Annotated in this window: 20 protein-coding genes; 1 reads left to right on the forward strand and 19 read right to left on the reverse strand. The window is 58.6% G+C overall.

The features are described 5' to 3' along the window. The first annotated feature begins 39 nt into the window (after nt 1–39). Nucleotides 40–2,013, forward strand: a complete 1,974-nt coding sequence (locus JDEN_RS06585; protein WP_015771591.1) for a DEAD/DEAH box helicase — start codon at nt 40–42, stop codon at nt 2,011–2,013. 38 nt (nt 2,014–2,051) lie between these two features. On the opposite strand, the gene JDEN_RS06590 is transcribed toward JDEN_RS06585, so the two are convergent. From JDEN_RS06590 to pyrR, 19 genes are all read right to left on the reverse strand, one after another. Then, entirely contained in the window at nt 2,052–2,516 is a 465-nt protein-coding gene (locus JDEN_RS06590) for a PH domain-containing protein (RefSeq protein WP_083775128.1), read from the reverse strand. A gap of 12 nt (nt 2,517–2,528) precedes the next feature. Further along, complete coding sequence (gene hisG / locus JDEN_RS06595) at nt 2,529–3,377, reverse strand: ATP phosphoribosyltransferase (RefSeq protein WP_015771593.1); 849 nt, start codon at nt 3,375–3,377, stop codon at nt 2,529–2,531. A gap of 21 nt (nt 3,378–3,398) precedes the next feature. Next, a complete protein-coding gene (locus JDEN_RS06600) occupies nt 3,399–3,662 on the reverse strand; it encodes a phosphoribosyl-ATP diphosphatase (protein WP_015771594.1) in 264 nt (87 codons plus the stop codon). Nucleotides 3,663–3,667: 5 nt separating this feature from the next. Beyond that, nucleotides 3,668–4,390, reverse strand: coding sequence for a ribulose-phosphate 3-epimerase (gene rpe, locus JDEN_RS06605; protein ID WP_015771595.1), 723 nt, complete (start codon nt 4,388–4,390; stop codon nt 3,668–3,670). Nucleotides 4,391–4,399: 9 nt separating this feature from the next. After that, a complete protein-coding gene (locus JDEN_RS06610; protein ID WP_015771596.1) occupies nt 4,400–5,953 on the reverse strand; it encodes an RsmB/NOP family class I SAM-dependent RNA methyltransferase in 1,554 nt (517 codons plus the stop codon). A 21-nt stretch (nt 5,954–5,974) separates the two neighbouring features. Then, the gene (gene fmt / locus JDEN_RS06615) at nt 5,975–6,910 is read right to left on the reverse strand and encodes a methionyl-tRNA formyltransferase (RefSeq protein ID WP_015771597.1); all 936 of its coding nucleotides are present in this window, start codon (nt 6,908–6,910) and stop codon (nt 5,975–5,977) included. A 70-nt stretch (nt 6,911–6,980) separates the two neighbouring features. Further along, nucleotides 6,981–9,140 (reverse strand): primosomal protein N' family DNA-binding protein, encoded by a 2,160-nt coding sequence (locus JDEN_RS06620; protein ID WP_015771598.1) that lies wholly within the window; start codon nt 9,138–9,140, stop codon nt 6,981–6,983. Between the two features lie 71 nt (nt 9,141–9,211). Next, nucleotides 9,212–10,408 (reverse strand): methionine adenosyltransferase, encoded by a 1,197-nt coding sequence (gene metK, locus JDEN_RS06625; protein ID WP_015771599.1) that lies wholly within the window; start codon nt 10,406–10,408, stop codon nt 9,212–9,214. Nucleotides 10,409–10,471: 63 nt separating this feature from the next. Further along, a complete protein-coding gene (gene coaBC / locus JDEN_RS06630) occupies nt 10,472–11,725 on the reverse strand; it encodes a bifunctional phosphopantothenoylcysteine decarboxylase/phosphopantothenate--cysteine ligase CoaBC (RefSeq protein WP_015771600.1) in 1,254 nt (417 codons plus the stop codon). A gap of 102 nt (nt 11,726–11,827) precedes the next feature. Then, nucleotides 11,828–12,100 (reverse strand): DNA-directed RNA polymerase subunit omega, encoded by a 273-nt coding sequence (gene rpoZ / locus JDEN_RS06635; RefSeq protein WP_015771601.1) that lies wholly within the window; start codon nt 12,098–12,100, stop codon nt 11,828–11,830. Between the two features lie 111 nt (nt 12,101–12,211). Continuing rightward, nucleotides 12,212–12,823: a guanylate kinase gene (gene gmk, locus JDEN_RS06640; RefSeq protein WP_407928332.1), complete on the reverse strand. Its 612-nt coding sequence runs from the start codon at nt 12,821–12,823 to the stop codon at nt 12,212–12,214. Next, nucleotides 12,820–13,131: an integration host factor, actinobacterial type gene (gene mihF / locus JDEN_RS06645; protein WP_041288293.1), complete on the reverse strand. Its 312-nt coding sequence runs from the start codon at nt 13,129–13,131 to the stop codon at nt 12,820–12,822. The genes gmk and mihF overlap by 4 nt, the downstream gene beginning before the upstream one ends. A gap of 179 nt (nt 13,132–13,310) precedes the next feature. After that, nucleotides 13,311–14,201, reverse strand: a complete 891-nt coding sequence (gene pyrF, locus JDEN_RS06650) for an orotidine-5'-phosphate decarboxylase (RefSeq protein WP_015771604.1) — start codon at nt 14,199–14,201, stop codon at nt 13,311–13,313. Then, nucleotides 14,198–17,527: a carbamoyl-phosphate synthase large subunit gene (gene carB / locus JDEN_RS06655; protein ID WP_015771605.1), complete on the reverse strand. Its 3,330-nt coding sequence runs from the start codon at nt 17,525–17,527 to the stop codon at nt 14,198–14,200. The genes pyrF and carB overlap by 4 nt, the downstream gene beginning before the upstream one ends. 7 nt (nt 17,528–17,534) lie before the next feature. After that, nucleotides 17,535–18,779, reverse strand: coding sequence for a glutamine-hydrolyzing carbamoyl-phosphate synthase small subunit (gene carA / locus JDEN_RS06660; RefSeq protein ID WP_015771606.1), 1,245 nt, complete (start codon nt 18,777–18,779; stop codon nt 17,535–17,537). Then, entirely contained in the window at nt 18,776–19,300 is a 525-nt protein-coding gene (locus JDEN_RS06665) for a PH-like domain-containing protein (RefSeq protein WP_015771607.1), read from the reverse strand. The genes carA and JDEN_RS06665 overlap by 4 nt, the downstream gene beginning before the upstream one ends. After that, entirely contained in the window at nt 19,297–20,643 is a 1,347-nt protein-coding gene (locus tag JDEN_RS06670; RefSeq protein WP_041287848.1) for a dihydroorotase, read from the reverse strand. Before JDEN_RS06670 ends, JDEN_RS06665 begins: the two co-directional genes overlap by 4 nt. A gap of 25 nt (nt 20,644–20,668) precedes the next feature. Beyond that, nucleotides 20,669–21,670: an aspartate carbamoyltransferase catalytic subunit gene (locus tag JDEN_RS06675; RefSeq protein WP_015771609.1), complete on the reverse strand. Its 1,002-nt coding sequence runs from the start codon at nt 21,668–21,670 to the stop codon at nt 20,669–20,671. Then, nucleotides 21,667–22,254 carry a bifunctional pyr operon transcriptional regulator/uracil phosphoribosyltransferase PyrR gene (gene pyrR, locus JDEN_RS06680; RefSeq protein WP_015771610.1) on the reverse strand — a complete coding sequence of 196 codons (588 nt, stop codon included), beginning with the start codon at nt 22,252–22,254 and terminating at the stop codon, nt 21,667–21,669. Before pyrR ends, JDEN_RS06675 begins: the two co-directional genes overlap by 4 nt. Nucleotides 22,255–22,300 lie beyond the last annotated feature (46 nt).

Genomic DNA, 22,300 nt, shown 5'->3' on the forward strand with positions numbered 1-22,300 from the left:
GGATGAGTTCCTGACCGGAGCCACAAGAGATCTTGACCAATGATCATGAGTGTTCAGTTCAGTTCTGAGCACTGTTCACACGTGTGCCACGACCATGTTTCTCAAAACGAAGGCACTTCACTCGTGACTGACCAACTTGACACACACACCACTGCACCTGCCTCCCCTGTTGACACCGCAGAACTCACATTTGCTGACCTGAACCTCCCCAACCAAATTCAACGCGCAGTTGATGACCTTGGCTTCACGGTGCCCTCCAAAATCCAGCAACAAGCAATCCCCGTCCTCTTTGAAGGCCGCGACATCACCGGTATCGCCCAAACCGGTACTGGAAAAACCGCAGCATTCGGCATCCCACTACTTGCCAGCATCGACACCTCAGTACGGCAAGTACAAGCCCTCGTCTTGGCGCCTACCCGTGAGCTCGCCATCCAAGTATCAGAGGCAATTGAGTCCTTTGCCCGCCACATGCCAGGTTTGGAAACCCTCGCCGTCTACGGCGGATCTCCCTACCCTCCCCAAATTCGCGCCCTCAAAACAGGGGTTCACGTGGTTGTGGGAACACCCGGGCGCGTCATCGACCACATCGAACGAGGCACCCTCGACCTGTCACAGGTTCGATTCCTCGTCCTTGACGAAGCAGACGAAATGCTGCGCATGGGGTTTGCAGACGACGTAGAGAAAGTCTTCTCAGAAACACCTGCGGATCGCCAAGTCGCCCTGTTTTCTGCCACGATGCCCCCTGCCATCCGCCGAGTTGCGCAACGACACCTCACCAATCCAGTCGAAATCGCGGTCGCACGTCAATCCACAACCGTCACCGCAATCGACCAGGAATACGCAGTCGTCCCATTCCGCCACAAAACCGGTTCGCTCTACCGCGTGTTGGCAACCTCAGACGTCGAAGCCGCCATCGTCTTCTGCCGTACCCGTGGAGCTGCTGAAGAAGTGGGAGCTGCACTCATCGAACGAGGCGTCTCTGCCGCGACAATCTCAGGTGACGTACCACAAAAAGACCGTGAAAAAATCGTAGAACGTCTCCGCAACGGCCAACTCGACGTCCTCGTCGCCACCGACGTTGCCGCACGAGGCCTCGACGTCGACCGCATCGGACTAGTCGTCAACTTCGACATTCCCGGCGAACCAGAAGCATACGTCCACCGAATCGGACGCACAGGACGCGCGGGCCGTCAAGGACGCGCCCTGTCCTTTATCACCCCAGCCGAACGCGGAAAACTGCGATCCATCGAACGCACCATCCGCACAGAACTCAAAGAAATTCCCATCCCCTCCCCCGCAGATGTCTCTGAGCACAAAATGCGGACGATGCTGACCAACCTTTCCACCCGCATCGAGGCTGGCCGGTTGTCCATGTACGAACAACTCATCGACTCCTACCTCGCAGACAGTGAACACTCCGCAACAACAGTTGCGGCAGCACTCGCAGCGCTCGCAGTGGGTGACTCTGGCCCTCGGGCACGCGCCGACCAAGAAGAGTACGAACGCCAAGTTGCTGACGAGGCGTCCTCTCGCCGACAAGCGTCTTCGCGGACACGTGGTGATGACCGCGGCAGGTCAGATCGTCCAGCTCGGGAACGTTCCGGTCGCCCGGCGCGTTCACGTGATGGTGAGGGAACAACCTACCGTATTGCAGTGGGTTACAACGATGGAGCGCAACCACGCGGCATTGTCGGGGCTCTGACTAATGAAGGTGGTCTTCGTGGTAGCGATGTGGGCCGTATCAACATGTTCGCCACCTTCTCGCTCGTAGACATTTCAGCTGATCTTGATGAACCGACGATGGCACGCATCGCTAAAGCGCGCCTCGGGTCCAAGTCTCTGCGGATTCGTCTCGATGATGGTGGGCCACGTGGGGGAAGCCCCCGCCGTGGCGGCCGTGATGAATACCGTGACTCGCACCCAGGCGCATCCCGCCGTGGTGGACGCTCAGAACGCGGTGGAGCGCGCCATGATGGGCACCGTTCACGTCGTGACCAGCCATCATGGTCATGATCTGACCTTGTGAAATGATAATGAAGGCCGTAGTGACATTACCTGTCGCTACGGCCTTCGTCGTTCACCACAGCAACAAGCCAGACATACCACGCAAGGGTTGAACGCCCTTCAGAGCGTGGTAGTGCTTGGATCGTGTGTCGGTGGCCTTCGTTGGTCTCAATCGCAACCCAGTCTGAGTCGGTGGTATAGGTGACTCGGACAATCGCAGGATACGCAACGATTCGGGTTCGCCCATAGTTGCGGATCACCAACCCGTCAGCGGTGATGATCAGCGCGATGCGTGCGGTTCGAAGCAGGAGGCCAACAACGATCGTGCCAAGGACAAGCCAGGCAATCACATCACGCAACGGATACCCCTGGTCAGCGGGGGCGCCCGGCGCAGAGATGACAAGGAGAATCAGTCCAGCGGTGATCACCACTGCAAGTGTGAGAGATACAGCAAGGAGCCACCGTGGACGAACCACGGTGACTCCCTGAGGTAGTGACAAAGAAGAACTCATCTCATGAGCGTCTCACAGACGGCACGCAACGATAGCTGTCACAAGAATGGCCCGTGCCCCAATGGCGTAGAGTTCGTCCATGACTTTATTGGTTTGAGACTTCTTGACCATGGCACGCACTGCCACCCATTGGGAGTCATGTAGTGGTGAAACCGTGGGTGATTCGAGGCCTGGTGTCACCGCAACTGCAGCGTCCACAAGATTTACTTGCACGTCGTAGTCCATGAGAACGTATTCATGTGCGGTCATCACTCCTTGCAAGCGGCGCGTCAGCGTGTTCAACCCATCACTGATTTCTGCTTGGCGTGGGCGGATCAGCACTGCTTCAGAGGTGAGAATAGGCTCGCCGAAGACGTCAAGACCAGCGGCCCGAAGTGTTGTTCCGGTTTCGACGACGTCAGCGATGATGTCAGCAACCCCAAGTTTCACTGAACTTTCCACCGCGCCATCGAGATGAACCACGTCTTTGGGGTAGATGCCTTTATCTGCGAGGTGGTTTGCCACCAGAACGTTGTAGGACGTTGCAACCCGTTGTCCGGCGATTTGCTCCACGGACGTCATTGTTCCGGCAGGTGCTGCAAAACGAAATGTTGATCGTGCAAAACCCAACGCCAGATGCTCTACTGCCTCCGCACCCGAGTCAAGGAGTAGGTCCCGGCCGGTAATTCCCGCGTCAACGGTGCCAGCACCGACATAGACGGCAACGTCACGGGGACGCAAAAAGAAAAACTCAACTCCGTTGTCCGGGTCGGCGAGGACCAGTTCACGGGTGTCACGGCGTTGTTTGTATCCTGCTTCGCGCAGCATGGCGACTGCGGGTTCCGACAGGGATCCTTTGTTGGGTACAGCGATGCGGAACATGGTGGTGTCTTCCGGTTGTGGTTACAGGTATTTGTAGACGTCGTCGAGCGTGATTCCTTTAGCGATCATCATGACCTGCGTATGGTAGAGCAGTTGGGAGATCTCTTCGGCGGCTTCCTCATCAGATTGGTACTCGCTGGCCATCCACACTTCCGCGGCTTCCTCAACGATTTTTTTCCCAATGAAGTGGACGCCTCGGTCCAGTTCGTCGACAGTGCCAGACCCCTGGGGGCGTTCCACTGATTTTGTGTGGAGTTCTTGATAGAGCTCTTCGAACGTTTTCACTATTCCTACTTTACGTGGTGAGGTGGGTGTGGTTCGTTGTGACCAGCCGATGGACGCGAGGAGTGAGCGCAGTAATGGTCCTGTGCCAGCGAACGCAAAGTAGTAATCTGCGCGGGAATGTCCTCCGCGTTGAACACAGCTGACCCAGCCACAAAGACGTTGGCCCCAGCATCAGCAGCTTGGTCAATGGTCTTCTCGGATATACCACCGTCAACCTGAACCCACACATCCAGCTGATTAGCATCGATTGCTGCACGGGTGCGACGAATTTTGTGGACCATCGACTCAATGAAAGATTGACCACCAAACCCAGGTTCCACAGTCATGATGAGGACCATGTCAAATTCTGGGAGCAAATCAAGGTAAGGTTCGATGCCCGTTGCCGGTCGCAGTGCGATTCCAGCACGGGCGCCCTGGCGCCGCAGTTCCCTGGCTAACCGAACAGGGGCTTGTGTCGCCTCAGCGTGAAAGGTCACTGAGTGTGATCCCGCTTCAGCGTACTGAGGCGCCCAACGGTCAGCATTGTCAATCATGAGGTGAGTGTCTAACGGAAGAGGTGACACCTGCGCGATACGTTCCACAACCGGTAAACCCCAGGTGAGGTTCGGGACGAAATGATTGTCCATCACATCAACATGCACCCAGTCAGCCTCAGTGATTCGGTGAAGCTCGGACTCCAGGTTGGCATAATCGGCGGACAGGATCGACGGGGCGATCTGAATACTCATATCTCTTCCTTATCCGATGCGTCGAAGCAGAGCGAGGTACATGGCGTCTGTCTGGTGAACATGCGGCCACAGTTGAACATCAGTGGAGTCACCAACATCAATTGAATCACCGGCAATCTGCCGCACAACGCTGGGGGTATCAAGGCGTTCCACGTTGTCTGGCCCAAATTTTTTGATTCCCTGATCAACAGCAACCCGTGTTTCGCCGATGTGCGGGGAACATGTCACATAGGCCACCACTCCCCCGACACGCACAGCCTGCAACGCGGACACGAGAAGGTCCTCTTGAATCTGCGAGAGTTCACCAACATCGCGAGCTTGACGCCGCCAACGAGATTCCGGTCGCCGCCGTAACGCCCCCAACCCGGTGCAGGGTGCATCAACAAGGATTCGGTCATACGCTCCTGGCTCGAGGACCCCAATTTCACGGCCGTCCCACACCTGAATACGTTCAATTGCGTCTTGCGGAAGTGCCCGCAGCGACTTTTCCACAAGCTCAGCGCGGTGCGGCTGGACCTCGTTAGCCACCAGGCGCGCCTGCCGCAAATCAGCGAACGCACCAAGCAACGCAGCCTTACCGCCCGGTCCAGCGCACATATCCAGCCACCGCTCATCACGACCCTCAAGAGGCGCATCGACAAGCGCGAGCGTGACCAGTTGAGACCCTTCATCCTGAACACCCGCCCGACCAGTACGAACATCGTCAACAGACGCAGGATCAGTACCCGGCATGATGACCGCAGTGGGTGCCCACTGCCCAGGCACTGAGTCCTCAATCAACCCAACCAACTCATCCGCATCCGACAACCCAGGACGGGCAACAAGAGTGACAGCCGGTGCCGCGTTATCCGCATCAAGCAACGCCACAATCTCAGAGCGATCACGCCCCTGCGCACCCAACGCGTCACGCAAAGCACGCACCACCCACGCCGGGTGAGAATGACGAACCGCTAATGTGTGTGTCTCATCCAAACCCTCAACGGCCTTAGCCATGATCTCATCACTGTCAGTTTCACTAATAGAACGCAACACTGCATTAATGAACTGGGCGGGACCTGCACCAATGTTGTCACGGGCAACCCCAACTGTCTCCGAGACGGCCGCGTGTGCTGGTACTCGCATCGACACAATCTGGTGAACACCCAACCGCAAACAGTCAAGAACCGCGGAATCAATGTCCTCAAGTGGGCGGGTGGTGTGCGCAGCAATGATCGCGTCATACAAGCCACGCATCCGCAACGTTCCATACGCTAACTCTGTGGCAAACCCTGCGTCTCGCCCCTCAAGTCGCGCACGACGCAACGCAGGAGGTAAAACCAAGTTCGCATACGCATCAGAGTCGGCGACTTGGCGCAACACCTCAAACGCCACCTGCCGCGCCGTTGTGCTCCGCGAACGACGTTGAGAAGGTGCTACCTGACTGCGATGCCCTGCCTGGCGCATACGCGCCGCGCCGCGCTCACGGCCACGATCATCACGGCGCTGACCATCCTGGTGACGCCCTTGATGGTGACCATGCTCACGAGGGGCCCGGTCCTGAAAACGATCATTACGGTCAGCCATGATGGCCTTTCTTCAGCACGATTAAGAAAAAAACTCTGACGACGTCAGGCGGGCACCCCGCGCCCAATCCGAAGCAGGCATAGCCCGCTTACCAGGAACAGTCACCTCACCTAAGCGCACCGGGTCACTACCTGTGCCCACCCACACAGCACGCTTGGTCACATGCAACTGACCAGGCGCCAAACCCACATCGCCCGGTCCACCATCAACAACCACCGGTCCAACACCAACACGCACACCCTCAGAACCCCATAACGTCCACGCGCCCGGGTCCGGCGTTCCCCCACGAATAATACGATCAACCAGATGCGCAGGACGTGTCCAATCCACACGCACGTCCTCAGCGTTTAACTTCGGTGCGTAACTCACGCCCTCAACGTCTTGTGCAACCGGTTGGGCGTCACCAGACTCAATGGCGTCCAACGTCGACACCAATAACGGGGCACCAGCAACCGCAAGCCGCTCAAGCAACACACCGCTGGTGTCCGTAGGGCGGATCGCTTCCGTCATCACACCAAACACCGGGCCAGTATCCATACCCTCTTCGATCAAGAAAGTCGACGCCCCCGTCACAGCATCACCCGCCATCACTGCACGCTGCACCGGAGCTGCTCCCCGCCAAGCAGGAAGCAACGAAAAGTGCAGATTCACCCACCCAAATTTCGGTACCGACAACACCGAAGCAGGCAACAAATGCCCATAGGCCACCACAGCAACAACATCCACATCACGTTCCCGCAACCACGGCACAAACTCCTGCGCCGAAGGCGGAACTGTCAACACATCAAGCCCTAACTCCTGTGCCCGAGCACGCACTGCAGACGGCGCGACCCGGCGGCCACGTCCCACCCGCGCATCGGCACGAGTAATCACCCCCACCACATCGTGAGGAGAATCCACCAACGCTTCCAACGACGGCACTGCAACATCAGGAGTACCCGCAAAAACCACACGCATAGGCACTATCCTACGGGCCACCCAGCCAACCTCACCCACCAACCGCCAACACCCAGCCGCACATCACACCTCACAACAACTGAGCGGGATCCAGAACAACTTGCACCACCGACAACTCGCGACGCGCGCTCGCGACCCGCTTCGCAGCCTTCACCCGGCGGGCAAGATCACGGCCCTGCCCCACAGGTACACGCACCAAACACCGTACAACCCGACTCAAGCTCTCCCGCAACGCAGCGGGCACATCCACAAAATCCCCCGGCACATCAACTGGCCCCAACACATGAGCTTCAGAATCTTTCACAATGCGCTCCACCATTGCGCCAACCACAACCGCATCCCCCGTAACAGCGACCATCCGCACGCTGGGCGGCAAACCCACCTCACGGCGATCCTCATACTCACGTCGCGCTAACCAGCCACCATCGCACCTCACCAGCGCAGCCGTGGCCACTCCCGGCCCCTCACCCACAATAAACGCGCGCCCCCCACGCACTGTCGAACGGCCCAACGCCACGGCGCCAGCCCACCGATCGAACACCTCAACTGGGCCGTCACCCCCCTCAAAACCAGCCCACACCTGGGCATCCAAGACAACAACCACCGCATAGCCGCCACGGACAACAGGCTCAGCCCCAGGGGTCGCGACCACAATTGAGGGCCCATCGGGCACCTCAGATAACACGCCCTCAGCACTAGCAAGGCCCGACACCCGAACAACCACACCAGGAAATGCCCGGCCGAGTTCCTCAGCAGTTCGGTCAGATCCCACACCCACGGCACGCCAGGTCAAGGACGCGCAATGCCGACACTGCCACCCGCCAACTAGCCCACCACACCACCGGCATTGCACATCGCGTTGCTTCCCCATCACCCCCAGCGGGCCATGGCACGCAGTGCATCGCGCCAACTGGCCACAAGAAGCGCACACAAAACCTGACACAAACCCGCGACGTGGAACCTGAACTAACACTGGGCCGCGTGCGCTTTCCTTCGCGATCTCCCGCCACACCAACGATGGCAACCGTCCCGCGCCCACTGGCTCTGCCGCTAACTCCACATCACCCAGATGCTGCACCCGAGGGGAAGAGGCACGTACCACATCACGATCTGCCACGATCTCGGCCGCCCACCCAGAATCAACCCACCCCTGCGCAACCAGTGACCGCCCCACGCCCCCCACAACAAACGCAGCGTCCTCCCGCACTGACCGCAACGCCAATACTTGACGGACATGAGGGTATGGAGCATGCAACTCCTGATGCGACCCGTCTCCGTCATGCCACACCACCATCAACCCCAACTGTGGCACGGGCACAAAAGCTGCGGCACGAGTGCCGACGACCACATCGACTTGCCCTTGGCTTGCGGCTTGGAATCGTTGGTAGCGGGCGCCTGGACCAATGTCGTGAGTGAGGATGGTGAAGGTGGGTGCTTGGTCACGGGACGGGGAATCGACTGGAGCGTGTGCGGGGGGCTGCCATGGCTTTGCGCCATGGTGGTGGAGTGCCTGGGCAAGATAGGTCGCGTCCCGGGCGTCAGGGACAATCATGAGTACGCGGCGCCCACCGGCCAATGCGGCACCGGCGAGTTCACAAAGAGCAGTTGCCCACAAAGGCCACACCGTGGAGCTGTCGCTGTCAGCCACACCCATCGGTGCAGTCCATACCGCGCGCACCGCCTCGCCGTGTTGGACGCGCCGGAGCAACGCTGGTCCCGCCCGGTACTGATCCCAGGTGGCACTCCCCCAGTGTGCAGGTGCGACGGGTTGGACGGGGATTTCGTCGAGTTCACTGCGTGCGTGTCGCGGTGGTACTGCAAGTCGTAAAACGTCAGAGACGCTTCCTGCGTAATACTCCGCGACGTCATGGGCTAGATCAATGAGTGTGGGGGGGACAACGCTTCGCCCAATGACCCTGCGAAGAAAAGCGAGCTTCCCCTCATGCTCGCTTTTTTCGACACGTTCCACAAGGTAACCGTCAAGAGTTTGGCGTCCAAACGGCACACTGACTCGAACACCAGGGACCGCGGTTGCGTCCATGGAGGCAGGAACGAGGTAATCAAATTCTTGGTCAAGGTGGGGAGGCACTTTTTCCACGATGACCCGGGCCACCGGCAAGGACTGCGCGATCGGGGTTGCTCCCAGGCGGGTTTTACGCCGACGTGATCGGGGTTGGGCAAGGTCAGGCAGATCGAGTTCACCTTGTGAGGTATTGTCCTCGTTGGTCACCTGTCACCTACTTGCTGTGATCACTAGGACCCGGGTTGTGGGGTGTGGACAAAGGTCAACCACCTGACATGCTAGAGCGCGGCGAGGAGCGAGTCCACACGATCGGTGTTTTCCCAGGTGAAATCCTCATGTTCGCGGCCGAAGTGGCCGTACGCGGCAGTCTGTGCGTAAATGGGGCGCAGCAGTTGGAGTTCCTCGATGATTGCTGCTGGTCGCAGGTCAAACACCTTAGTGATTGCTTGGTGGATACGCGATTCGTCGATGGTGTTTGTTCCAAATGTTTCGACGTACAACCCCACGGGGTGCGCTTTTCCAATGGCGTAAGCCACCTGTATTTCGCAGCGGCTGGCTAGACCTGCGGCGACCACGTTTTTTGCCACCCACCGGGTGGCGTACGCTGCGGAACGGTCAACCTTTGATGGGTCTTTTCCAGAGAACGCGCCACCTCCATGGCGGGCCATCCCCCCGTAGGTGTCAACAATGATCTTGCGTCCGGTCAACCCGGCGTCACCCATGGGGCCACCGACAACAAATTTTCCGGTCGGGTTGATGATGAGACGCACATCAGAGGTGTCAACATCGAGTGTGGCCAAAACTGGTTCGATCACGTGCGATCGAACACGGTCGTGGACGTCATCCTGGCTGAGATCTGGGGCATGTTGGGTGGAAACAACAACGGTGTCGATCGCCACGGGGGTGTGACCGTCGTAGGCAACGGTGACTTGGGTTTTTCCATCTGGGCGAAGCCCGTCAACGATGTTGTGTTGACGCACGTGCGCGAGGCGTTCAGCGAGTCGGTGTGATGCATGGATGGGTAGTGGCATTAGTGCATCAGTTTCGTTGCTTGCATACCCAAACATGATGCCCTGGTCACCGGCACCTTGGTTGTCGAATTTGTCATGGATACTATCCGCATCGGAACGCACTTCCCATGCGGTGTTGACGCCCTGGGCGATGTCTGGGGATTGTTGCCCAATGGAAATGGACACACCACAGGATGCTCCGTCGAATCCCACGGCTGAGGAGGTGTACCCGATTCCGGTGACAACATCACGAACTAGTCGTGGTATTTCGACATATGCTTCGGTTTCAACTTCGCCTGCAACGTGGACAAGCCCGGTGGTCACTAATGTTTCCACTGCTACGCGCGCAGTGGGGTCATCGGTGAGGATCGCATCGAGGATCGAGTCTGAGATTTGGTCACAGACTTTGTCCGGGTGTCCTTCGGTCACTGATTCGGAGGTGAACAGGCGACGTGAGTGAGTCATAACGTCTAGGGTACTTTCTTCGCGGGGGCGTGTTAGTGGGTGTCCAGAAAGGTCAGGCACACATCACACTGGGGTGTGCGGGCTGTTGCTGGTGGGGACGTCACCATCGGTGCTCAGAAGGTGCACAACGGTATTGAGGATGTGGTTGGCAACGTCGTCTTTTGTGCCGCTGATGCTGTCAAGGACCTGCCCTGTGTTGGTGACCAGGGTGATGGTGTTGGGCACATCGCCGAACCCGGTGTGGGTGCCTACTTCGTTGATGGCGAGGAGGTCAGCACCTTTTCGTTGTGCTTTGGCGATGCCGTGCTCGATGACGGATCCGGTGTCGTCCCCGGTTTCGGCGGCGAACCCAACGATGAGTTGGCCGGCGCGTCGCCTGTTGGTGGCAATGTCGGCGAGGATGTCTGGGTTTGCGGTGAGTTCGATGTGGGTGAGCCCGGTTCCGTCCTTTTTCGCTTTGGTGGGCAACACGTGAATGGGTCGGTAGTCGGCGACGGCTGCTGCCATGATGATGATGTCGCTGGACGGTGCGTGGGCAAGGACAGCGGTGTGCATCTGCTCGGCGGTGGTGACAGGGATGAGGTCAATTCCCGGCGGGGTGGGAACCGTAAGGTGCGCGCCGATGAGGGTCACTGTTGCACCGCGGCGGTGGGCGGCGGCAGCGATGGCGACACCTTGACGCCCTGAACTGCGGTTGCCGAGGAACCGCACAGGGTCGATGGGTTCGCGGGTGCCGCCTGCGGTGACCAGGACGGTACGGCCGGTGAGGTCTTGGTGGGCGGTGCTTGTCGATGCGGCATGTGCTGCCAGCGCGCGGGTGACGATTTCTGGTGGTTCAGGCAGGCGTCCTGGGCCGGTGTCTTTTCCGGTGAGACGGCCTGTGGCTGGGTCAAGTACGGTCACGCCGCGTTTTTTGAGGGTCTTAACGTTGTGTTGCGTTGCGGGGTGTTGCCACATTTCTGTGTGCATGGCTGGTGCGAGCACAACTGGTGCGGTGGTGACAAGGGCCGTGGCAGTGAGGAGGTCATCGGCTCGGCCGGTCGCAAGACGAGAGATGAGGTCTGCGGTTGCTGGTGCGATGACAATAAGGTCTGCGTGTTGCCCAATGTGGATGTGGTCAACATCGGGCACATGGTCGAACACGCTGGTGGTGGCGGGCTGTCCGCTGAGGGCTTCCCAGGTCGCTTGCCCAACAAAGTGTAAAGACCCGGGGGTGGGGACAACACGGACGTGGTGTCCTTGTTCGGTGAAGAGGCGCACAACGTGTGCCACTTTGTACGCGGCGATGCCCGCGCCCACGCCAACAACGATGTTCATGGTGTTGCCCTTAGTGGCTTGACTTGAGTGTGCACAGGTGGGAGGGAACAGCAAAACTCCGCACCGTGGGTGATGGTGCGGAGTTTTGTTGGTGGTGTCATGTTATGCGTCGGGGTCTTCTGTTGCTTCGAGAGTCAACAGGCCCTGGTTGATTTCACGCATGGCAATGGACAGTGGCTTTTCTTGATTTTCGGTCTCGACGAGGGGACCAACGAACTCCAGGAGGCCTTCGCTCAGTTGTGAGTAGTAGGCGTTGATTTGGCGTGCTCGCTTCGCTGAGTAGATGACCAGCGCGTATTTTGAGTCAACCTTTCCCAGGAGATCATCGATGGGAGGGTTGGTGATCCCGATGGGCTGAGCGATTGTTCCTGACAAAATAAATCTCCGTGAACTGGATGTGCGAGGTACCGTCTTGGTCATTGTATACGCCCAAGCTGAGGAGCACACCGTGGTGGCGTGGGGAACGGGTCACACAAGTAAGGCTGGTTACTGTGTGACGGGTCGTGGGGTGAGTCCCATGAGGCTGATGATCTCATCGGTTGCTCGGTGAACGTCGTCGTTGATGACAACGTGGTCGAATTCGTGCTGGGAGGCCAACTCAACTTTCGCTGTGGCGAGCCGGCGTTGTTGTTCTTCAGCTGACTCGGTTCCACGTCCGGTCAATCGCCGGACAAGTTCGTCCCAACTGGGTGGGGCAAGAAAAATGAATTGGGCATCTGGCATGGACGCTTTTACTTGCCGGGCACCTTGGAGGTCTATTTCTAGCAGCGCGGGAACGTCTTTAAGCAGTTGTTCTTCAACCTGGGCGCGCGGGGTACCGTAACTATGACGACCATGGACCACTGCCCATTCGAGGAGTTCACCCCCTGCAACCATCTCGGCGAAACGGTCAGGACCGACGAAGTGGTAGTTTACTGCGTCAATCTCACCGGGGCGTGGCTCTCGTGTCGTCACTGAAACTGAGAGCCACACCTCCGGGTACCGTTGTCGGATGTCTGCTGACACCGTCCCCTTCCCGACAGCTGTGGGGCCTGCCATGACGGTCAGGCGGCGGGGTGCGGTGTGTCCTTGTGAAGGGGTGACAGCGGAAATTGTTATCCGAACCTTTCAACCAGCGCTGATGTCTGGTGGGGGCCCAACCCTCGAACCCGACGGGACTCAGCGATTCCTACTTCTGCCATGATCGCGCGAGCCTTGACTTTACCAACTCCGGGGAGCGCTTCAAGGAGCGACACAACCTTGAGTTTACCGATCGCTTCGTCTTTGTCGCCCTCTTCGATCACCTTGGACAGTGATGTTTGGGAAGACTTGAGCCGAGCTTTGACGTCTGCGCGGACACGGCGGGCTTCAGCAGCCTTCTCAAGTGCTGCCTGCCGTTGTTCCGGCGTGAGTTCTGGTAGTGGCAACGTAGTCACCTTCCTCATTCGATTTCGCGTGTACTTGCGAACCTACTGGTGGCGGAGACACTCGGCAACACGAACCGGGTGTACATCCTTGAGCCAACGGTAACGCGGGAACACGACATCTTGTCGGATCAACGTCTGTGTTGTGTAAAAAATCAGCCGGTCGTTTTCCCAGTTCGGGTCTAGTGCGCCGGGCGCCCAAGAGCGGTTCGGCTTTCTTCCACGGCCTGCTTCGCAGCCTCGGTTATTGCGTCTACCTCCGGTCCTTTCCGCAGAATTCCGCGAGAAGTGGAGGCAAGAACGTTGGGCAGTGTGCCGTGAAACACGGTCGCAAGTTCTGCTGGGCCGGCGCCTTGGGCTCCTACTCCTGGTGCAAGGAACGCGCCGTGAACTGCACGAAGATCTGTTCCGGTCTGTGAGACAGCCCGCCCAATTGTGGCCCCAACAACCAACCCCACTGGACCGATGTCCCCGCTTTGGGGAACCCCACCCAGGGCTTGAGCATTGATCTGCGACGCGTGACGTGCAATATCTGCGGCCACACTGACCCCTTCCCGCACAGCGTGTTGCACGCTCGCACCTTCAGGGTTGGAGGTGAGACACAGCACAAACACCCCGCGGTTGTTTTCCACTGCCACATCAATAGCTGGTTGCAGCGATCCGAACCCCAAATACGGAGACAACGTCACCGCATCCCCCGCTAACGGTGACCCCTCCTTAAGGAACGCGTCCGCATAGCCCTGCATGGTGGACCCAATGTCACCACGTTTCGCGTCAACAATGCACAACACCCCGGCCGAGCGGCACGCCGCAATCGCATACTCCAACTCCGCCACGCCCTGGGAACCAAACCGTTCAAAGAGCGCGGCCTGCGGTTTCACCGCGGCAACGTGACCGGCCACACCGGCCACCACCGCATCGGTCATTGCCCGCACACCACCAGGTGAGTCAGGTAAGCCCCACGCCTCAAGGAGTTGCGGGTGAGGGTCAATACCCACACACACCGGGCCTCGTTCCGCCATAGCAGCAGCCAATCGCTGTCCAAAGGGAAGAACTGCCGATGTGTCACTCACTTCATGCCACCAAGCGTCGCACCAGCGTGCTCCTGAATAGATGTCACGGTGAAGGGACCGCTCTTAATGGCTTCAATGGCCTGCACCGCCGCAGACAACTGCTGCACCGTGGTAATAATGGGCTTGTCAGCAGCTGTCACAGCCGCACGAATCTCATACCCATCCGCGCGGGCACCCTGACCAGAAGGGCTGTTAAACACAATATCGATTTCACCACGGGTGATGAGATCCACAATCGTTGGTTCTCCATCTTCACCTGGGCCTTGCGAGTGTTTGCGCACCTCGGTTGCCGCAATCCCTGCACGCCGTAACACCTTCGCTGTCCCTGCAGTAGCAAGAATCTCAAATCCAAGCTCCGCGACCCGTTTGATCGGGAACACAATCTGACGCTTGTCCCGGTCTGCCACTGACACGAACATCCGCCCCGAGGTTGGCAACCCACCAAAAGCGGCAGCCTGTGACTTGGCAAACGCCGTGGGGAAGTCCATATCAAACCCCATAACCTCACCAGTGGAACGCATCTCAGGGCCAAGGACTGTGTCAACGGCTTGACCTGATTCCGTACGGAAACGTTTAAAGGGAAGGACCGCTTCCTTCACCGCAATGGGCGCATCAATAGACAGGTGCGCACCATCACCGTGAGCCGGCAACACCCCCTGTGCGCGCAACGACGCGATGCTCTGGCCTGCCATGACCAACGCTGCAGCTTTCGCCAACGGAACACCCGTGGCCTTGGCAACAAACGGAACCGTACGCGACGCACGAGGGTTTGCTTCCAACACATACAACACACCCGAAGCCAACGCGAACTGCACATTCATCAACCCGTGCACCCCAATCCCCTGCGCAAGCGCCCGAGTGGAGGCAACAATCCGGTCAATCTCGGCGTCAGACAACGACACGGGCGGCAACACACACGCCGAGTCCCCCGAGTGAATCCCTGCCTCCTCAATGTGCTCCATAATGCCGCCCACATACATGTCCACACCATCGAACAGCACGTCAACGTCAATTTCCATCGCATCGTCAAGGAACCGGTCAATCAAAATCGGTGCCAACGGGCCACCCGACAACGCAGCTTCCCCCAATGCACGCTGCACATAATCAGCTAACTGCCCATGGGAGTACACAATCTCCATCCCACGACCACCCAACACATACGATGGCCGCACAAGCACCGGGTACCCAATGCGCTCAGCAATCTCCTGCGCCTGCCCAAGAGTAGTCGCCGTACCATAAGCCGGCGCCGGCAAGTTCGCTTCAGTCAGAACCCGCCCAAACTCGCTTCGATCTTCAGCCGCATCAATCGCTGCCGGTGACGTCCCCAAAATCGGGATCCCCGCCTCCGCTAACCGTGCAGCCAACGACAACGGCGTTTGCCCACCCAACTGCACAATCATGCCCTTCACAGGACCTGCAGCCAGCTCAGCCTCATAAATTTCCAGCACATCTTCAAACGTCAACGGCTCAAAATACAACCGGTCTGCCGTGTCATAGTCAGTCGACACTGTTTCCGGGTTGCAGTTAACCATGATCGTCTCATACTCGCCCTTCAACGCTAACGCCGCATGCACACACGAGTAATCAAACTCAATCCCCTGCCCAATTCGGTTGGGCCCCGACCCTAAGATGATGACTGCTTCGCGCTCGCGGGGAGCAACTTCGGTTTCTTCTTCGTAGGTTGAGTAGTGGTAGGGGGTTTGCGCGGGAAACTCTGCGGCGCAGGTGTCGACCGTTTTGTATACCGGGCGTACACCTAGCGCACGGCGCACTTCTCGTACCGCTGTTTCTGCGGAGACACGTGAGCCTTTGACGCGTTGCAGTGTGGCGATGTGTGCGTCGGACAGCCCGTGTCGTTTAGCTTCCCATAGCAGGTCACGGGTGAGTGCAGGTGCAGTGGCGACCCGGTGTGCTACCTCGTTCATCAGTTGGATTTGGTCGAGGAACCAGGGGTCAATTTTTGTGGCGTCAAAGACTTGTTCGATGGTTGCTCCCGCACGCAGAGCTTGCTGGACCTTGACGATGCGTTGGTCGGTTGGGCGGGTGATGTCAGCCAGGAGTCCGGCAAGTTCTTCACCGCTGGCTGGTTCACCTTCCCAGTGGAAGTTGGTCCCTGATTTGTCGATGGACCGCAGGGCTTTGCCTAGTGCTTCGGTGAAGTTTCGGCCCAAGGCCATCGCTTCGCCCACCGATTTCATGGTGGTGGTGAGGGTGTCGTCCGCGGCGGGGAATTTTTCGAATGCGAAGCGGGGAACTTTCACAACCACGTAGTCGATGGTGGGTTCGAATGCCGCTGATGTGGTGCCAGTGATGTCGTTGGTGATTTCATCGAGGGTGTACCCAATGGCGACTTTCGCGGCAATTTTTGCGATCGGGTACCCGGTGGCTTTAGATGCCAACGCTGAAGAGCGTGACACGCGGGGGTTCATTTCGATCACAATGATCCGTCCGGTGTCGGGGTCAACAGCGAATTGGATGTTGCACCCTCCGGTGTCAACGCCAACTTCGCGGATCACGGCGATCCCGATGTCGCGCAGTTTTTGGTATTCGCGGTCAGTGAGGGTCAGTGCAGGGGCGACAGTGATTGAGTCACCGGTGTGCACACCGACTGGGTCAACGTTTTCGATCGAGCAGATCACGGCGACGTTGTCGTTTTTGTCGCGCATGAGTTCGAGTTCGTATTCTTTCCATCCAAGGATGGATTCTTCGAGGAGAACTTCTGTTGTGGGCGAGTAGTGCAGCCCCGCTCCAGCGATGCGTTCAAGGTCTTGTTCGGTGTAGGCGATCCCTGAGCCGAGTCCGCCCATGGTGAAGGAGGGGCGAACCACAACGGGGTAGCCCAGTTCTTCTGCGGCAGCTTTGGCTTCGTTCAGTGAGTGGACGATTGCAGAGCGTGCGGATTCTCCCCCGCAGGTGTCAACAACTTTTTTGAATTCTTCTCGGTCTTCGCCACGTTGGATGGCGGCAATGTTGGCGCCAATGAGTTCGACGTTGAATTCCTCGAGGATCCCGGCTTCGTCCAGGGCGATAGCTGCGTTGAGCGCGGTTTGCCCGCCAAGGGTGGGCAGGATCGCGTCGGGGCGCTCTTTGGCGATGATTGAGCGAAGGACGTCTGTGGTGATGGGTTCGATGTAGGTAGCGTCAGCGAACTCGGGGTCCGTCATGATGGTGGCGGGGTTGGAGTTCACCAGGATGACGCGGAGGCCTTCCTCTTTGAGGACGCGGCAGGCTTGGGTTCCGGAGTAGTCAAATTCGCAGGCTTGTCCAATGACGATGGGCCCTGATCCGATGACGAGGACGGAGGTGATGTCTGTTCTGCGTGGCATGGAAGTGTCAGCTCTCTTTCGTCGCAACACGCTCGGCGCGTGAGAGGCCAGTGGCGGTGGTTGCCCCTGATGTCAGGAGCGTGACGAAGCGGTCAAATAGGTAGGCGGCGTCGTGTGGGCCTGCCGCTGCTTCAGGGTGGTACTGCACAGAAAAAGCGGGGATGTCGCGGCATTCTAGGCCTTCAACAACGTTGTCGTTGAGGCCGATATGGGAGACAACGACCTTTCCGTACCGTCCGTTGGCGTGGGGGGCGATGGTTTCTTCCCCGATAGGTGCGTCGACAGCGAACCCGTGGTTTTGTGAGGTGATCTCAACTTTCCCGGTGATGAGGTCTTTGACAGGTTGGTTGATTCCGCGGTGCCCGTAGGGCAGTTTGTAGGTGCCAAACCCCAGGGCACGGCCAAGGATTTGGTTCCCGAAGCAGATCCCAAAGTAGGGGATTTTACGGTCGAGGACTTCGCGGAGGAGGTCAACTTCATGGGTGGAGGCTTCGGGGTCACCTGGCCCGTTGGAGAAGAACACTCCATCGGGGTTGTAGGACTCGATGTCGGCGATGGTTGAGTTCGCGGGAATGACGTGGACTTTGATGCCTCGTTCAGACAGGCGTTGTGAGGTCATCGATTTGATTCCCAGGTCAACGGCGACGACTGTGGCAAGCGGAGTGTGACCAGCGAATTGTCCTGCAGGTTCTACCGTGTAGGCCTGTTGCGTGGAGACCAGGTGGGCGAGGTTGGCGCCCTTCATGGTTGGTGCTTGGCGTACTTGTTCCACCATGGAGGTGATGCGACGGGGGAACCCGTCGTGGGTGAGTGCGTCACCGGAGAAGATTCCGGCACGCATGGTGCCGCGTTCGCGCAGATGGCGGGTCAGTGCGCGGGTGTCTATTCCGGAGATAGACACGATGTTTTGGGTGGCGAGTTCCTCGTCGAGGGCACGTTGGGATCGCCAGTTGGACGGTGTGCGTGCAGCGTCACGGACGACGAATCCGGCGACCCAGATGCGCACGGACTCTGGGTCTTCGTCGTTGACACCGGTGTTCCCAATGTGGGGTGCGGTCATGACGACGATTTGTTGGTAGTAGGAGGGGTCCGTGAGGGTTTCTTGATACCCGGTCATGCCGGTGTTGAAGACAACCTCACCCAGTGTGGTTCCTGTTGCCCCGTAGGCGCGCCCGGTGAAGGTTCGCCCATCTTCGAGAACGAGGACTGCTGCGCCGGGGGTGGTGGGGGCGTCAATCAGTGGTGAGGTCATTGCGACTCCTTTGCTTGACCCTGCAGTGTGGTGATCGCGTCAATGAGTGGGGTTTTGTCTTTTTTGTGGGTGGTGCGGATTCCGGTGTCGAGTTCGACGGCGTCACCTTGTGGGGTGGGAATCGTCCAGGAAATGACGGTGATGCCGTCTTTTCCAGTGAATTTTCCTGCGATGCCGGGGGTGAGGGCAGCGCCGGTAATGGTGTGGTGTGGGATGAAGATACCTGTGGCGCTGGGGCGGTCGAGGTAGACGCCCGTCTGGTGGACGGTCACCGTGACGGTGGAGCGGTCCCCTAGGGTGTGGGCATTGATGCGGTTGAGCCAGTCACCGTGAGTGGTTGTGGACACGTAGATCCCGGGGATGGGCCCGTAGATTGTGTTGCCAAGATCACTGGGGGTAGTGGGCAGTTCGGCGACTAGAGGCGCGGTCCGCTGTTGTCGGTTTTTCCACCCCCACCACATCAGTGCGAGCACTGCGATGGCGCCGAGGACCATGACGAGGGCTGCTTGCGTCTGGTTCATGAGTGTGCTCCGTTGAGAGTTGCGTGACCGGTGTCGTCGCCTTGGGCGGTGGCGTCCAGTACTGTGGCTCGTCCACGCAGGAATGTGGCAATGACGCGCCCAGGAAGTTCTTCACCATGGAATGGGCTGTTATTGGACAGGGTTGCTTGTGTGCGGGCATCGACTGTGACAGGGGCGTTGGGGTGGTACAAGGTGATGTTGGCCGGTTCGCCAACTTCAAGTGGGCGTCCTTGCGGGTTGTCACCTTCGTGGATGCGACCGATGATTGCAGGTGTGTGTGACATCACTCGTGCGACGTCACGCCAGGTAAACAGACCGGTAAGAACCATTGTTTTGTGGATGACAGGCAGCGCTGTTTCCAGGCCAGTCATCCCAAAGGCAGCGGCTGCCCATTCGCATTCTTTGTCTTCTACTGGGTGGGGCGCGTGATCAGTTCCGACCACGTCAATGGTTCCGTCAGCCAGCCCTTGGCGCACCGCGTCCACATCTGCTTGGGTACGCAGTGGCGGGTTGACCTTGTAGGTGGGGTCGTAGGTGCGTGCACGCTCGTCGGTCAGCGAAAGATGGTGGGGGGTTGCTTCTGCGGTGACATTGATGCCACGGGATTTCGCCCAGCGCACGATTTCTACTGAACCTGCCGTAGACAGGTGCAGGACGTGCAAGCGTGAACCGACGTGTTCAGCGAGCAGAACATCACGGGCGATGATGGATTCCTCAGCCACTGCCGGCCAACCGGTCAGTCCGATATCAGCAGAGACAACCCCTTCGTTCATCTGTGACCCTTCGGTCAGGCGGGGTTCTTGCGCGTGCTGGGCGATCACACCGTCAAATGCTTTGACGTACTCCAACGCCCGGCGCATCAGCACCGGGTCGGACACACATTTCCCGTCATCGGAGAACACCCGCACCTGTGCTGCCGAGTTGGCCATTGCCCCTAATTCAGCAAGGTGTGTTCCGCCGAGCCCAACCGAGACTGCACCAACTGGGTGAACATCCACCCAGCCGGCGTCTTGACCAATTCGGGCTACTTGTTCAACAACTCCTGCAGTGTCCTGGGTGGGGGTGGTGTTGGCCATAGCAAACACGGAGGTGAACCCGCCCAGAGCCGCGGCACGTGTACCGGTCAGGATGGTTTCTGCATCTTCACGCCCAGGCTCACGCAAGTGAGTGTGCAAGTCCACCAGCCCGGGCAAGGCAATCAGCTCAGAGGCATCGATTTGCGTGGCGTCGGTAGCGTCAAGAGTAAACGGCTTGGCAATCTGCGCGATCACTCCATCACGCAAACGCAGATCGCGACGTTCTTCACCGTAGAGGGCAGCATTTCGGATGACATATTCAGTCACAACAACCAGCTTTCTCACCTGGGTTTTATACGGTCGCGGGCGTCTGCTCGGAGGCGAGCAGCAAATACAACACAGCCATTCGGGCAGCCACACCGTTAGCGACCTGTTCGACAATGACTGACCGTGGGGAATCTGCAGCCTGGGCAGAGATTTCCAAACCTCTGTTCATCGGGCCTGGGTGCAGCACAATAGCGTGATCGGCGAGCATCTGTAACCGGGCAGCATCCAACCCATACTGGCGCGAATATTCTGCCGGGCTGGGGAAAAATCCGCCGCCAGCCGCGCTCATCCGTTCACGTTGAACACGCAGCATCATCACCGCATCGGGCTGCCACTGGGTGAGCGTGGAGGTGAAATCATACGAGACCGAACACGGCCACGTATGGACCCCCACGGGCACCAAAGTGGGCGGGGCAACCAACGTCACGTGAGCGCCTAACGTAGCTAACAACGCGACGTTTGCGCGCGCAACCCGCGAATGAAGCACATCGCCAACAATCGCGATTTTTCGCCCCGCGAGGTCGTGTCCCACTCCTGCATCAACGCCAGGTACCTGACCGGGGTTGGCTGAGGTGTTCGCAAGGTGACGGCGTAACGTAAACGCGTCAAGAAGCGCCTGGGTGGGATGCTGATGGGTACCATCACCGGCGTTAATGACTGGCACATCAAGCAGCCCTGGCTGCGCCAAAAAATGCGGGGCGCCTGACGCATGATGGCGAACCACAACCGCGTCGGCCCCCATGGCTTTCAACGTCAACGCCGTGTCCTTCAGCGACTCCCCTTTCGACACCGAGGAACCCTTCGCCGAAAAATTGATCACATCGGCCGACAACCGTTTCGCTGCTGTCTCAAACGAAATGCGGGTGCGAGTGGAATCTTCAAAAAACAAATTCACCACCGTGCGTCCCCGCAACGTCGGCAGCTTTTTGATTTCACGGCCCTGGGTGGCTGCCATGGCCGCCGTGGTGTCAAGAAGCAACACCGCCTCTTCATGGCTAAGGTCCTTGGTGGACAGTAAATGTCTCATTGGTCCTGCCCCACAATCGTCACACCATCATGACCATCATGTTCGCGCACATGAACACGTACTTTTTCACTAAGGGAGGTAGGTAGGTTCTTCCCTACGTAATCAGGGCGGATCGGCAACTCACGGTGCCCACGATCCACTAACGCCGCCAACTGCACTGCCTTGGGGCGGCCAAGGTCCTGCAACGCATCAAGCGCCGCACGAATAGTGCGCCCCGAAAACAACACATCATCGACAAGGACGACAACCTTACCGTCAAGGCCCACCTCAGGCACCCGTGTGCGTCCAATAGTGCGCGGTGGTTGACGATGCAGATCATCGCGATACATGGTCACATCCAGCGTGCCAAGAACACGCTGGGGATCAACACTACGGTCCACGCTCGCTAACCGGTGCGCGAGGCGCTGCGCCAACGCCACACCACGGGTTGGAATACCCATCACAACAAGATCGGAGCCACCTTTGTTACGCTCAACAATCTCATGGGCAATACGAGTTAAAGCACGCGCAATGTCGGCCTCACCAAGGACTTCCACCCCATCAGGGTGCACCCCAGAACCACCATGCGCATCGACGCCGGACATCATCCAGCACCTCCTTCTCCGCCTCACAGGACGGCCTTTAAAGGAA

It is taken from the genome of Jonesia denitrificans DSM 20603, from assembly GCF_000024065.1.
Taxonomy (GTDB): Bacteria; Actinomycetota; Actinomycetes; order Actinomycetales; family Cellulomonadaceae; genus Jonesia; species Jonesia denitrificans.